The sequence below is a fragment of the Streptomyces sp. NPDC030296 genome, from assembly GCF_055572815.1.
Genome location: NZ_JBVICQ010000012.1, coordinates 243,046 through 256,189 on the forward strand (window position 1 = coordinate 243,046; position 13,144 = coordinate 256,189).

General features: G+C 71.6%; 11 protein-coding genes and 1 pseudogene. 6 read left to right on the forward strand and 6 right to left on the reverse strand.

What is annotated here, in order from left to right; translation table 11 throughout:
- Positions 1 to 7: 7 nt before the first annotated feature.
- Positions 8 to 1,303 carry a winged helix-turn-helix domain-containing protein gene (locus tag ACZ4Z3_RS31500; protein ID WP_468504200.1) on the reverse strand — a complete coding sequence of 432 codons (1,296 nt, stop codon included), beginning with the start codon at positions 1,301 to 1,303 and terminating at the stop codon, positions 8 to 10.
- Between the two features lie 178 nt (positions 1,304 to 1,481).
- Between ACZ4Z3_RS31500 and ACZ4Z3_RS31505 the strand changes: the two genes are divergently transcribed.
- From ACZ4Z3_RS31505 to ACZ4Z3_RS31525, 5 genes are all read left to right on the forward strand, one after another.
- Complete coding sequence (locus ACZ4Z3_RS31505) at positions 1,482 to 1,631, forward strand: hypothetical protein (protein ID WP_468504201.1); 150 nt, start codon at positions 1,482 to 1,484, stop codon at positions 1,629 to 1,631.
- A gap of 100 nt (positions 1,632 to 1,731) precedes the next feature.
- Positions 1,732 to 3,222: an ABC transporter substrate-binding protein gene (locus ACZ4Z3_RS31510; protein ID WP_468504202.1), complete on the forward strand. Its 1,491-nt coding sequence runs from the start codon at positions 1,732 to 1,734 to the stop codon at positions 3,220 to 3,222.
- Entirely contained in the window at positions 3,219 to 5,081 is a 1,863-nt protein-coding gene (locus ACZ4Z3_RS31515) for an ABC transporter permease subunit (protein ID WP_468504203.1), read from the forward strand. The genes ACZ4Z3_RS31510 and ACZ4Z3_RS31515 overlap by 4 nt, the downstream gene beginning before the upstream one ends.
- A 166-nt stretch (positions 5,082 to 5,247) precedes the next feature.
- Entirely contained in the window at positions 5,248 to 6,282 is a 1,035-nt protein-coding gene (locus ACZ4Z3_RS31520) for an ABC transporter ATP-binding protein (RefSeq protein ID WP_468504204.1), read from the forward strand.
- Positions 6,279 to 6,962 (forward strand): ATP-binding cassette domain-containing protein, encoded by a 684-nt coding sequence (locus ACZ4Z3_RS31525; RefSeq protein WP_468504205.1) that lies wholly within the window; start codon positions 6,279 to 6,281, stop codon positions 6,960 to 6,962. The genes ACZ4Z3_RS31520 and ACZ4Z3_RS31525 overlap by 4 nt, the downstream gene beginning before the upstream one ends.
- Here ACZ4Z3_RS31525 and ACZ4Z3_RS31530 read toward each other — a convergent pair.
- A pseudogene (locus ACZ4Z3_RS31530) lies at positions 6,963 to 7,349 on the reverse strand (TetR/AcrR family transcriptional regulator); the annotation flags it as partial.
- Here ACZ4Z3_RS31530 and ACZ4Z3_RS31535 point away from each other — a divergent pair.
- The gene (locus ACZ4Z3_RS31535; protein WP_468504206.1) at positions 7,234 to 7,497 is read left to right on the forward strand and encodes a hypothetical protein; all 264 of its coding nucleotides are present in this window, start codon (positions 7,234 to 7,236) and stop codon (positions 7,495 to 7,497) included. The pseudogene ACZ4Z3_RS31530 and the gene ACZ4Z3_RS31535 overlap by 116 nt on opposite strands.
- Before the next feature lie 76 nt (positions 7,498 to 7,573).
- On the opposite strand, the gene serA is transcribed toward ACZ4Z3_RS31535, so the two are convergent.
- From serA to ACZ4Z3_RS31555, 4 genes are all read right to left on the reverse strand, one after another.
- The gene (serA, locus tag ACZ4Z3_RS31540; protein WP_468504207.1) at positions 7,574 to 9,163 is read right to left on the reverse strand and encodes a phosphoglycerate dehydrogenase; all 1,590 of its coding nucleotides are present in this window, start codon (positions 9,161 to 9,163) and stop codon (positions 7,574 to 7,576) included.
- 228 nt (positions 9,164 to 9,391) lie between these two features.
- A complete protein-coding gene (gene ilvC / locus ACZ4Z3_RS31545; protein ID WP_055512707.1) occupies positions 9,392 to 10,393 on the reverse strand; it encodes a ketol-acid reductoisomerase in 1,002 nt (333 codons plus the stop codon).
- A 169-nt stretch (positions 10,394 to 10,562) separates the two neighbouring features.
- Positions 10,563 to 11,090, reverse strand: coding sequence for an acetolactate synthase small subunit (gene ilvN / locus ACZ4Z3_RS31550; protein ID WP_055713333.1), 528 nt, complete (start codon positions 11,088 to 11,090; stop codon positions 10,563 to 10,565).
- 25 nt (positions 11,091 to 11,115) lie between these two features.
- Positions 11,116 to 12,963, reverse strand: a complete 1,848-nt coding sequence (locus ACZ4Z3_RS31555; protein ID WP_468504208.1) for an acetolactate synthase large subunit — start codon at positions 12,961 to 12,963, stop codon at positions 11,116 to 11,118.
- Positions 12,964 to 13,144: the final 181 nt, after the last annotated feature.

The window sequence follows — 13,144 nt, forward strand, 5'->3', positions numbered from 1 at the left end:
CGTGCGGTCAGCCGTGCCCCTCCCGTTCAGCCAGCCGCTGCCAGACGGACTCGAACCAGCCTCGGGCGTTCCTCACGAACACCGATCCCTGTGAGTGGGGGTCGTCGTCCTCGACGTGGTAGGTGAGCGCGGCGCCCAGGCCCATCACGTCCAGAGCGCCGACTGTCTCGCCGTTCAGGTCGATGGGACGCTCGACGACCTCGTAGAACCCGTGCAGGGCCGCCACCCCGTTGATCAGGTAGAGCTTGAAGGACGGCACCAGGGGGATCTGGTGGATGGTGAGCCGGACGGAGGGGACGAGCATCGACGTGTACACGTTGTTCAGCGCGTTGTGCAGCGTGATGAGGTGACGGCGCGCGATGTCCGCGGCGCGCTCCTTGAGGGCGTCGTCCTGCGTGGCATCTCCTGAGCGCCAGTACGGGAATGCGAGCGACATGTCGGGCACCATCACCCTCAGCGTGATGCTCCGGGGGCTGATCCGCAGGGCGTGGATCCGCTCCGCCTGGAGCTGGATGTGGGCGGTCAGCGACTCCGACGTCAGCGTGAAGACGTCGAGGCTCACGTCGTCCTGCTCGAAGGCCTGAGCGATGTACGGGGCGAGTGAGACAGGGTGGTGGGAACGCCCCGGGTTCGTCGCCCGTTCAATCTCGCCGTTCTTGATCACACGTGATCCGCTGCCCTGCCGCGACATGATCCAGCCGTCGTCCTGCAGACTTCGGAGCGCCCGCTGGACCGTGAGGCGCGAGACTCCCAGCTCGCTCGCCAACTCGCGCTGCGGCGGGAGCGTGGAGCCGACCGGATAACTGCCGTCGGAGATACGGCGCCGCAGCTCGGCCAGGGCGTCTCCGCGCTGTCCTTTGCCACCGCTCCGGTCGCCCTGTTGGGCGGATACGGTCCCATTGGCCTGCTCGTCCATGCTGTTGACACTGCTCGGCGGCCTGGTCGTCGCCGACGCCGCCGCAGGTGTGTCGGGAGCCCGCGGAACGCGGCCGTCGCCCTCGCCGGCGCCGTACGCCCGGTCGTACAGCTCCTTGAAATGCTCGACGGTGTCGTCGGGACGGCGGCGCCCGCCGGCCATCCTCGCCAACTCCTCGACGAGCAGCTCGACAACCCCCCAGCGCGGGAGAAACGGCTTCGTCAGGGCCTGGTGGATCTTCGTGTAACTCACGACGTCGCGCCCGCCCACCGCCTTCTGGAGGTCCCGGGAGGACGGCCATCCCGCGCGGCCGTGGAGCCCGTGGAGCGCCCGGTTCAACTCACGCAGAGGGCCGTCCGGCAGGTCGGGCGCCTTCCATCGCGGCATCGGGCAACTCCCCCGCACTGTCAGAGATTGTCAGACGTCGTTCACGGCTCATGATGCGCCCGTCGGCCCGTTCTGCCATCGGCTGTGGAAGGTTGTGAGTGTTCATCAGGATTCGTTCACGCCCCCTCGACGCCGTCGAAGCTGATCAGCAGGACCAGTCGACCGCCAGGAGGACGGAATGGACCACCAGATCAGCACCCGCATGCTCGTCCTGCTCGGCGCGGGCGCCCTCACCACGTACATCGCGTTCCACCACCCCGGCCTGGGGGTGGCCATCGGCGTGGGGGTGATCGTGATGGCTCTCCTCCACGAGTTGCTCGCGAAGTAGCTGTGACAGTGGCGAGAAACCGCACTTCTGAAAATGATTGTCATCATGCTACGGTCGTGGCGCGTTCAATCATTGACCACGCCCTTACTCGGAGTGTCCCGTGCGCGTCCCCGTCCGTTTTGTCCCCCTGATCGCGGTCACCGCGGCCTCCGCCCTGCTCACGGGCTGCTTCTCGTCGACGGGGGCCGACGGGGCAGCCGGTGGCGAGGGCAGGCGGATCCGGGTCGCGCACATGCTGCCGCCCCGCTCGGGCCTGTCGCCGCTGTCCGACGACGCGTTCAAGCTGTCGCGCTGGTCGACCGCCGAGACGCTGGTGAAGCTGAACCCTGAGGGCGACGCGCGGCCCGCGCTCGCCACCGAGTGGAAGCAGTCGGGCAAGAGCTGGACGTTCACGATCCGGGAGGGCGTGACCTTCCACGACGGCACGAAGCTCACCGGTGACGCCGTCGTCAACTCCCTCACCCGCGCGGCCACCGCCTCCCCCAAGCCCCGCATCCTCGACGGCGTGGAGCTGACCGCGAAGGCCGAGGGCGACACCGTCACCGTCACCACCGCCGTGGAGGACCCCCTCGTCCCGCAGCGCCTCAGCTCGCCCCAGCTGTCGATCCTCGCCGCGAAGGCGTACAAGGGGAAGACGGTGAACCCGGTCGGCGCGGGCACCGGCCCCTTCGAACTGACCAAGGTCAACGGCACGTCCTCCGCCGCCCTCGACCGCTACGACGACTACTGGGGCGACAAGGCCAAGGCACCCGGCATCGACGTGACGTTCGTACCGGACGGCACCGCCCGCGCCGCCGCCCTGCGCACCGGCGAGGCCGACATCGTCGAGGCGATCCCCGTCTCGCAGGCCGCCGTGCTCGACCAGGACCTGATCACCGAGGTCCCGATGCCGCGCACCAACACCCTTTACCTGAACACCGAGAAGGGCGTCTTCAAGGACGCCTCGCTGCGCGCCGCCGCCCGCGAGGCCGTCGACGCCGAGTCCATCGTGAACGGCGTGTACGAGGGGCGCGCCGACGTGGCCGCGGGGCTGCTGGGGCCCGCGCTTCCCTGGGCCGCCGAACTGCGGTCGACGGTGAAGCGCGCCAAGGCCGGTGACCCGTCCGGGAAGTCGATCACCATCGGCACCTTCACCGACCGCGCCGAACTGCCCGAGGTCGCCGCCACGCTCCAGCAGCAGCTCCAGAAGGCCGGGTTCAAGGTGAAGCTCGACGTCCGCGAGTACGCCAACATCGAATCAGACGCGCTGGCGGGCGAGTTCGACGCGTTCATCCTCTCCCGGGCGACCGTCCTCGACTCCGGCGACCCGGCCGCGTACCTCTACAGCGACTTCGCCTCCGACGGCTCCTTCAACATCGCCCAGCTGACGGACGACAAGGTCGACGCCGCTCTGAAGAAGGCGTCCGAGACCGCCGCCGGTGACGCCCGCCGCAAGGCCGTCATCGAGGCCGAGGCCGCAGTCCTCGGCACCGACGCCGCCGTGCCGATGCTCCACGAGCGCGTCATCCAGGGCGACGCGGCCGGTGTCGTGGGCGCGGCGCACGACCCGCGTGAACGCGAGCTGGTCACCACCGCCACCTACGTCAAGTGAGGGAGAACGTACGGAAGTCGGTCGGCCCAGCGGGGCCGACCCGCTTCGTGTGCCTGCTCGCCGTCCTGGCCGCCGTGGGTCTGCTGCCCTGGCTCTCCGGCAGGGACCCGGCGCTGACCGTGCTGCGCGCCCGGTCCGCCGAACAGGAGGCGACCCCCGAGGCGCTGGCCGCGATCCGCGAGGACCTGGGCCTGGACGCCGGCCCCCTGTCCCTGCTGGGCCGGTGGGCGTCCGGGCTGCTGCGCGGCGACCTCGGCACGTCCTGGGTGTCCGGCACCGAAGTGCTCCCCTCCGTGGTCTCCGGCCTCCAGGTCTCCCTCGGCCTCATGGGCGCCGCCTTCGCCGTCGCCGTGCTGCTGGCCGGCGCGCTGGTCGCCCCGGTGCTCCTGCGGGGCCGGGGGACGGCCGGCGCGTTCGCGGCGATGCTCGCCGCCGTCCCCGAGTTCCTGCTGGCCACGGTGGCGCTGCTGGTGTGCGGGGTGTGGCTGGGCCTGCTGCCGACCTCCGGCTGGGCGGGCCCCGAGTACCTGGTCCTGCCCGCCATCGCCCTCGGTGTCCCGGCGGGCGGTCTGCTGGGCCGGCTGGTCGCGGACGCGCTGCCCGCCGTGCTCGACGAACGCTGGGTGGAGCTGTGGCGGGGCGCGGGCGTCAGCCGGGCGCGGGTCTCGGCGGCGGCGCTGCGGCGCGTCCTGCCGCCCCTGGTCCCCCAGTTCGGCATGGTCGCCGTCGGTCTGACCGGCGGCGCGGTCGCCGTGGAGACGGTGTTCGCGGTGCCCGGCATCGGCCGTACGGCCCTCGGCGCGGCCAAGTCCCAGGATCTCCCCCTCCTCCAGGGCTCGATCCTCGCGCTCCTCGCGCTGGGCCTGGTCGCGGGCGCCCTCGCCGCCCTCGCCCGGCGCCGGCTCCTCGGCCCCGCCCTGCGCGACGCGGGCCTCACCCTCCCCGCCGCCCGCCCGGTCCGCACCCACCCGGCGGTGCCGCTGACCCTCGCGGTGCTCCTCCTGGTCGCGGTCGGCTGGGGGCTGCTGCGGAACCCGTACGCCGTGGACACCACCGCCCGGCTGCTGCCGCCTTCCTGGGCCCACCCGCTCGGCACGGACGGGCTCGGCCGTGACGTCCTGGCCCGCCTCGGCCACGGCGCCGCCTCCACCGTCGGCACGGCGGCGGCCGTCTGCGCCCTGAGCCTGCTCGCCGCGCTGGCGCTCGGTTTCCTGCCCCGCGTGGCCGAGGGAGCGTCCGACATCGCCAACGCGCTGCCCCCGGTGATCGCCGGCATCCTGGTCGCCGCCGCGGCGGGCCCCGGCACACGGGGCGCGGCCCTCGCCGTGGCCCTGATCTCCTGGCCTCCGCTGGCCGCGCACGCGGCGGCCCTGGTCCAGGAGGTGCGGGCGTCGACGTTCCTCGCCGCCCAGCGCGCGATCGGCGCGAGTCCGTGGTGGATCCTCACCCGGCACGTCCTGCCCTCGGTGGCCGCCCCGGTCACCCGGCACGCGATCCTCCGCCTCCCCGGCATCGCCCTCGCCCTCGCCTCGCTCGGCTTCCTCGGCCTGGGCGCCCAGCCGCCCACCCCCGAGTGGGGCCTGCTGCTCGACGAGTCCCGCGCCTACGTGGAACGCGCCCCCTGGGCGGCCCTGGCCCCGGCGGTCGCCCTGGCCCTGCTGGCGGGCCTCGCGGTGTCGGGCGCGGCGTACACCCAGGGGCGGGCGCGACGGCGCGGGAGCCGGAGGGTCGACCGGCGCCGGACGAACGAGCAGGACCGGTCCCGGACGAACGAGCAGGACCGGCCCCGGCACCCGGAGGCCCCCACGGACGGCCGGGACGGGAACGAGGAGACCCTGACGGGAGCCCGACATGCCTGACGCACCCCTCGCGGGCCCCACACCCGGCCCGCGCCCCGACCCCCGGACGGCTCTTTCGCCCTCAGCACCAGATGCACCAGATGCACCATCCGCACAGCCCGCACAGTGCGCACAGCCCGCTCCGAGGGTTCCCCTTGCGTCGGCCGCGCCCGACGCCCTGCTCTCGGTGCGTGACCTGAGGGTCGCCTTCGGCGCCCTGGAGGTCGTCCGGGGGCTGTCCTTCGACGTCCGCCCCCGCGAGGTGCTCGCCCTGGTCGGCGAGTCCGGCGCGGGCAAGTCCCTCACCGCGCGGGCCCTGCTGGGCATGCTGCCGCGGGGCACGACGACGAGCGGGAGCGTGCGGCTGCGGGACGAGCCGGGCTCGTACGCCGAACTCGTGGGCGCCACCCGCCCGGCGCTCGCCGCCCTGCGTGGCCGCCGGATCGCCCTCGTCCCCCAGGACGCCCTGTCCGCCCTGTCCCCCGTGCACCCCGTCGGCGACCAACTCGCCGCGGCCGTACGGTCGGTGGCGGGCGTCTCCCGCTCCCAGGCCCGGGCCCGTGCGGTCGCCGCCCTCGACCGGGTGGGCATCCCCGACGCCAAGCGCAAGGCGCGGGCGTACCCCCACGAGTACTCCGGCGGGATGCGGCAGCGGGCCGTGATCGCCATGGCCACGATCAACGAACCGGACGTGGTCGTCGCCGACGAGCCCACCACCGCGCTCGACGCGGAGCTCCAGGACCAGGTGCTGCGGGTCCTCGGCGAGCAGCGCGAGGCGGTCGGCGCCGCGCTCGTGCTGGTCACGCACGACCTGGGCGTGGTCCGCGACCACACCGACCGCGTCCTGGTCATGTACGCCGGCCGCCAGGTCGAACAGGGCCCGACGCTCCGGGTGCTGGACCGCCCGCTCGCCCCGTACACGGCGGGGCTGCTGGCGTCGCTGCCACCGGCGGGCGGCGAGGACGGTCCCGTGGGCGGCGCTCCGCGGCGCGGCGGCTCCGGTCGGCGCCGTAGGCTGCCCGCCATCCCCGGCTCCCCGCCCGCGCCCGACGCGCTGCCGTCCGGCTGCGCCTTCGCGCCCCGCTGCCCGCTCGTCGAGGACCGCTGCCACCGCGAGGAACCCGGTCCGTGGACGGTCGGCGACGGCCATGAGGTCTCCTGTCACCGCTGGGACGAAGTGCCGTACCCGGCGACCGAGTTGTTCCTGGAGCGGCCCGCGTGAACCAGCCCACCGCCCTGCTCGACGTGCGCGATCTGGTCGTCCGCTACGGCACGGTCACCGCCGTCGACCATGTCTCCTTCACCGTGGACGCGGGCGAGACCCTCGCCCTGAACGGCCCCTCCGGCTGCGGCAAGTCCTCCACGGTGGCCGCCGTGCTCCAACTGCGCCGCCCCGACGGCGGCCGGGTCCGTTTCGAGGGCCGGGAGCTGACGACGCTCACCGAGCGCGAACTGCGCCCGCTGCGGCCCCGGATGCAACCGGTCTTCCAGGACCCGTACGGCTCGCTCAGCCCCCGCCACCGCATCCGGGACGCGGTGGCGGAGCCGCTGCGCCTCCAGGGCCGCTGGGACGCGACGGGCCCCGCACGGGTCGCCGCGCTCCTCGACCGCGTCGGTCTCGACCCGGCCTACGGCGACCGCTTCCCGCACGAGCTGTCCGGCGGCCAGTGCCAGCGCGCCGGCATCGCCCGCGCCCTGGCCTCCGAGCCCCGTCTGCTCGTCCTCGACGAACCGGTCTCCGCCCTCGACCCGTCCGTCCGGGCCGGCGTCCTCAACCTCCTCGCCGACCTCCAGGCCGACCTGGGGCTCGCCTATCTGTTCATCTGTCACGACCGCGCAGTTGTACGGCACTTCGCGGACCGGGCGGTCGAGATGCGCGGGGGCCGGCTCGTGCCGGCGTAGTCACTCCCCCCGCGTCGCCGCGATGATCCGCAGGAGCCCCTCGGCGAGCTCGTCGGCCTCGGGGGCGCTCGGCGGGTCGAAGGTCCACTGGGCGATCAGTCCCGTCATCAGCGTCACCAGCAGCTTTCCGAGGGTGTCGACGTCCTTCTCCGTGACGTCCTCCTCCCGGCCGCCCATGAGCATCGGGATCAGACCGCGCCCCGCCTCGCGCTGCGCCAGCGCGAGATGGTCGCGGACCTCGGGCAGTTGGTCGCCCATGACGATGATCTCCATGCTGAGCCGCCACATCGAGCCCGGCTGCCGCATGGTGTCGATGACGTTGGCCCACACCTCCCGGAACCGCTCGACCGAACCGGGCTCGGTGCCGCTCAGCGCGCGCTCCCCCTCGTCGCACTACGGCTCGAAGGACGCGTTGCTCGCGCAGGCGTACGTGTCGCTACGGGCGAGGGACCCCGAGCCGGCCGGGGAAGGCCCCGCGTCCGTCGGGGACGGCAGCGCGATCGGGCAGGACCCAGCCGAGCCCGCCCGGACATGAGAAAGGCCGGGGCCCGACCACCCGAAGGTGGCCGGGCCCCGGCCGCACACCGCGAGAAACTCAGACGGGGTTCGGCTCAGGCGAGGTTCACCGAGCGCGCCGACGTCGCGCCGATCTCCTCGGCCACCTCGGCCAGCACACCTTGCGACACCGTGTCGTCGACGGTGAGGACCGCGAGGGCCTCGCCACCGGCGGCGGACCGGGCGACCTGCATACCGGCGATGTTGATGCCGTGCTCGCCGAAGATCCGGCCGACCGTGCCGACGACACCCGGACGGTCCACGTACCGCAGGACGACCATGTGGTCCGCGAGCGCGAGGTCCACGTCGTACTCGCCGACGGCCACGATCTTCTGGTGGTGCTTCGGCCCGGCCAGGGTGCCGGACACCGAGACCTCCTCGCCGCTGCCGAGCGTGCCCCGCACGGTGACGACATTGCGGTGGTCCGGCGACTCCGAGCTGGTCGTCAGCCGTACCTCGACGCCCCGCTCCTGCGCGAACAGCGGCGCGTTCACATACGACACGGTCTCGTCGACGACGTCCTCGAAGACACCCTTCAGCGCGGACAGCTCAAGGACCTTCACGTCGTGCTGGGTGATCTCGCCGTACACCTCGACGTCGAGACGGACCGCGACCTCACCGGCCAGCGCGGTGAAGATACGGCCGAGACGCTCGGCGAGCGGCAGACCCGGCTTGACGTCCTCGGCGATGACACCGCCCTGCACGTTCACCGCGTCCGGGACCAGCTCACCGGCGAGGGCGAGACGCACGGAGCGGGCGACGGCGATACCGGCCTTCTCCTGCGCCTCGTCGGTGGAGGCGCCGAGGTGCGGGGTGCAGACGACCTCGTCCAGCTCGAACAGCGGGGAGTCGGTGCACGGCTCCTTGGCGTACACGTCGAGGCCGGCGCCGGCGACGCGGCCCTCCTTGAGCGCCGAGTACAGCGCGGCCTCGTCGACGATCCCGCCGCGCGCGGCGTTCACGATGCGCACCGACGGCTTGACCTTGTGCAGCGCCTCGGCGCCGATCAGGCCGACCGTCTCGGGGGTCTTCGGCAGGTGGACTGTGATGAAGTCGGAGACCTCCAGCAGCTCGTCCAGCGACAGGACCTTCACACCCATCTGCGCCGCGCGCGCGGGCTGCACGTACGGGTCGTAGGCGACGACCTTCATGCCGAAGGCGGACATGCGCTGCGCGACGAGCGCGCCGATACGGCCGAGGCCGACCACACCGAGGGTCTTCTCGGCGAGCTCCACGCCCGTGTACTTGCTGCGCTTCCACTCGCCGTTCTTCAGCGCCGTGTTCGCCTGCGGGATGTGGCGGGCGGTGGCGAGGAGGAGACCGCAGGCCAGCTCGGCGGCGGTCACGATGTTCGAGGTGGGGGCGTTGACGACCATCACGCCGGCCTTGGTGGCGGCGGAGACGTCCACGTTGTCCAGGCCGACACCGGCTCGCGCGACGACCTTCAGCTTCTTGGCGGCGGCGATCGCCTCGGCGTCGACCTTGGTGGCCGAGCGGATGAGGATGGCGTCGACGTCGGCGATGGCCGGGAGCAGTTCGGCTCGGTCCGCCCCGTTGGTGTGCCGGATCTCGAAGTCCGGGCCCAGCGCGTCGACGGTGGCGGGCGACAGCTCTTCAGCGATCAGTACGACTGGTTTCGAGCTCACGTGAGTCCTCACAAGTCCAATGCTGCGGACGGCCGTCCCGACGGCCGCAGGCGGTGGAGGGTGGTGGCCGCGTGGAAGACGCACGACGCTGTGGGCCTGACGCGTATGTAGTGCAGCAGTGTAGTGGCGCCGAAGGCGTCGTCCCACGCCACCGCGGAAAGGTCACCCGGACGTGAGAAGAGGCCGGCCGCGACTCCGGGTGAACCCGCCGCGGCCGGCCTCATCGGATCAGGCCTCTTCGTCGTTGACCCAGCTCATCAGCTTGCGCAGCTCCTTGCCGGTGGTCTCCAGCAGGTGCTCCGAGTCCTGGGTCTTGTACTCGTTGTACTTCTTCAGACCACCGTGGTACTCGTCCATCCAGGCCTGGGCGAAGGTGCCGTCCTGGATCTCGGCGAGGACCTTCTTCATCTCGGCCTTGGTGGCGTCGGTGATGATCCGCGGGCCGGTGACGTAGTCGCCCCACTCGGCGGTCTCGGAGATCGACCAGCGCATCTTCTCCAGGCCGCCCTCGTACATGAGGTCGACGATCAGCTTCAGCTCGTGCAGGCACTCGAAGTACGCGATCTCCGGCTGGTAGCCGGCCTCGGTCAGCGTCTCGAAGCCCGCCTTGACCAGCGCCGCGGTACCACCGCAGAGGACGGCCTGCTCACCGAACAGGTCGGTCTCGGTCTCCTCGGTGAAGGTGGTCTTGATGACGCCGGCGCGGGTTCCGCCGATGCCCTTGGCGTACGACAGGGCGAGCGCGAAGGCGTTGCCGGTGGCGTCCTGCTCGACGGCGGCGATGCAGGGAACGCCGCGGCCCTCCTCGTACTGGCGGCGGACCAGGTGGCCCGGGCCCTTGGGGGCGACCATGCAGACGTCCACGCCGGCCGGGGGCTTGATGAAGCCGTAGCGGATGTTCAGGCCGTGGCCGAAGAACAGGGCGTCGCCGTCGTTCAGGTTCGGGGCGATGTGCTCCTCGTAGACCTGGGCCTGGATCGGGTCCGGGACGAGGATCATGATGACGTCGGCTTCGGCGGCGGCCTCCGACGGGCTCACCACGCGCAGGCCCTGCTCCTCGGCCTTCGCCTTGGACTTCGAGCCCTCGTGCAGACCCACGCGGACGTCGGCACCCGAGTCGCGCAGCGACAGGGCGTGGGCGTGGCCCTGGCTGCCGTAACCGATGACCGCGACCTTGCGGCCCTGGATGATGGACAGGTCGGCGTCAGCGTCGTAGAACAGCTCGGCCACTTTGGGTTCTCTCCTTGAGTGCAGGTGTTGCTTCCCACCGTATGACGGCGGGGCGAAGGGAAGTCTCGGGGTCTCGGCATACGGGCGGACGGCGTGTCACCGGCCGCCCGTGCCGTCGGTCAGGCAATCGTCCACCAGGCGTACGGCGCCTGGCGAGGCGTTCAAACCGTCAGGCCGACCGGTCCAGGGCGCGCAGCGACCGGTCGGTGATCGAACGGGCGCCGCGGCCGATCGCGATGGTGCCGGACTGGACCAGCTCCTTGATGCCGAACGGCTCCAGCATCTTCAGCATCGCGGACAGCTTGTCGCTGGACCCGGTGGCCTCGATGGTGACGGCCTCCGGGGAGACGTCGACGGTCTTGGCGCGGAACAGCTGGACGATCTCGACGATCTGGGAGCGCGTCTCGTTGTCGGCGCGCACCTTCACCAGAACGAGTTCGCGCTGGACGGCGGAGGACGGCTCCAGCTCGACGATCTTCAGCACGTTGACGAGCTTGTTGAGCTGCTTGGTCACCTGCTCCAGCGGCAGCTCCTCGATCACGTTCACCACGATGGTGATGCGGGAGATCTCGGGGTGCTCGGTGACACCGACCGCGAGGGAGTCGATGTTGAAGCCGCGGCGGGAGAACAGGGCGGCGATCCGGGCCAGGATGCCGGGGGTGTTCTCCACCAGGACGGAGAGCGTGTGCTTGGACATGGTCTGCTTCCTTTACCTACGGCTCTCAGTCGTCTTCGTTGTCGCCGAAGTCGGGGCGGACGTCCCGGGCGGCCATGATCTCGTCGTTGGACGTGCCGGCGGCGACCATCGGCCACACCATCGCGTCCTCGTGGACGATGAAGTCGATGACGACCGGGCGGTCGTTGATCGAGTTCGCCTCCTCGATGACCTTGTCGAGGTCGTCCGGGGACTCGCAGCGGATGGCGTAGCAGCCCATGGCCTCCGACAGCTTCACGAAGTCGGGGACGCGGGTGCCGCGGGCGTTCGGGTTGACGTCGTCCGGGCCCGAGTGGAGCACGGTGTTCGAGTAGCGCTGGTTGTAGAACAGCGTCTGCCACTGGCGGACCATGCCGAGGGCGCCGTTGTTGATGACCGCGACCTTGATCGGGATGCCGTTCAGGGCGCAGGTGGTGAGCTCCTGGTTGGTCATCTGGAAGCAACCGTCGCCGTCGATCGCCCAGACGGTCTTGTCGGGGGCGCCGGCCTTGGCGCCCATGGCCGCCGGGACCGCGTAGCCCATCGTTCCGGCGCCGCCGGAGTTCAGCCAGGTGGCGGGCTTCTCGTACTGGATGAAGTGGGCGGCCCACATCTGGTGCTGGCCGACGCCCGCCGCGAAGATCGTGCCCTCGGGGGCGAGGCGGCCGATGCGCTCGATGACCTGCTGCGGGGAGAGCGAGCCGTCGGCGGGCTGGTCGTAGCCCAGCGGGTAGGTCTCGCGCCAGCGGCTCAGGTCCTTCCACCAGGCGCTGTAGTCGCCCTGGTTGCCCTCGCTGTGCTCCTTCTGGACGGCCTGGATCAGGTCGGCGATGACCTCGCGGGCGTCACCGACGATCGGCACGTCGGCGGCGCGGTTCTTGCCGATCTCGGCCGGGTCGATGTCCGCGTGGACGATCTTGGCGTACGGGGCGAAGCTGTCCAGCTTGCCGGTGACGCGGTCGTCGAAGCGGGCGCCGAGGGCGATGATCAGGTCGGCCTTCTGCAGTCCGGTGACGGCGGCCACGGAGCCGTGCATACCGGGCATGCCCAGGTGCTGCGGGTGACTGTCGGGGAACGCGCCGAGCGCCATCAGGGTGGTGGTGACGGGCGCGCCGGTCAGCTCGGCGAGCACCTTCAGCTCGGCGGTCGCGCCGGCCTTGATGACACCGCCGCCGACGTACAGGATCGGCCGCTTCGCGGCGGTGATCAGCTTGGCGGCCTCACGGATCTGCTTGGCGTGCGGCTTGGTCACCGGGCGGTAGCCGGGCAGGTCGGTGGCGGGCGGCCAGCTGAAGGTCGTACGGGCCTGGAGGGCGTCCTTGGCGATGTCGACCAGGACCGGGCCGGGGCGGCCGGTGGAGGCGATGTGGAAGGCCTGCGCGATGGTGCGCGGGATGTCCTCGGCCTTGGTGACGAGGAAGTTGTGCTTGGTGATCGGCATGGTGATGCCGACGATGTCCGCCTCCTGGAAGGCGTCGGTGCCGATCGCCTTGGAGGCGACCTGGCCGGTGATCGCGACCATCGGCACCGAGTCCATGTGGGCGTCGGCGATCGGGGTCACCAGGTTGGTGGCGCCGGGGCCCGAGGTGGCCATGCAGACGCCGACCCTGCCGGTGGCCTGCGCGTAGCCGGTCGCGGCGTGACCGGCGCCCTGCTCGTGGCGCACCAGCACGTGCCGCACACGGGTCGAGTCCATCAGCGGGTCGTACGCCGGGAGGATCGCGCCACCGGGAATGCCGAACACCGTGTCGGCCCCGACCTCCTCGAGAGAGCGGATGAGGGACTGCGCGCCCGTGACGTGTTCGACGGGGGCGGACTGTCCTCCGGATCGGGGCCGCGGCTGCGGATGGTGGGCCCCGGAGGCCTGCTCGGTCATCGGCATTCTCTTCTCGATGCTGAGGGTTTTTTGCGAAGTTCGTGCGGTGTGCGGCTTGCGCTGACTGGTGCCCGTGCAACAAAAAACCCCTCCTTGCCATAAGGCAAGCGAGGGGAGCGCGCCGGGTACGGTCGCTGGGGATTCCGGATCGTCCTCCGGTCGGTCCCAGCTTCAGCCGACG

What these genes read in the sequence shown, in the direction of transcription:
- ACZ4Z3_RS31555 (WP_468504208.1), bottom strand. Translation starts at nt 12,963, where the DNA reads ATGACCGAGCAGGCCTCCGGGGCCCACCATCCGCAGCCGCGGCCCCGA.
- ACZ4Z3_RS31500 (WP_468504200.1), bottom strand. Translation starts at nt 1,303, where the DNA reads ATGCCGCGATGGAAGGCGCCCGACCTGCCGGACGGCCCTCTGCGTGAG.
- ilvN (WP_055713333.1), bottom strand. Translation starts at nt 11,090, where the DNA reads ATGTCCAAGCACACGCTCTCCGTCCTGGTGGAGAACACCCCCGGCATC.
- ACZ4Z3_RS31535 (WP_468504206.1), top strand. Translation starts at nt 7,234, where the DNA reads ATGCTGAGCCGCCACATCGAGCCCGGCTGCCGCATGGTGTCGATGACG.
- ACZ4Z3_RS31505 (WP_468504201.1), top strand. Translation starts at nt 1,482, where the DNA reads ATGGACCACCAGATCAGCACCCGCATGCTCGTCCTGCTCGGCGCGGGC.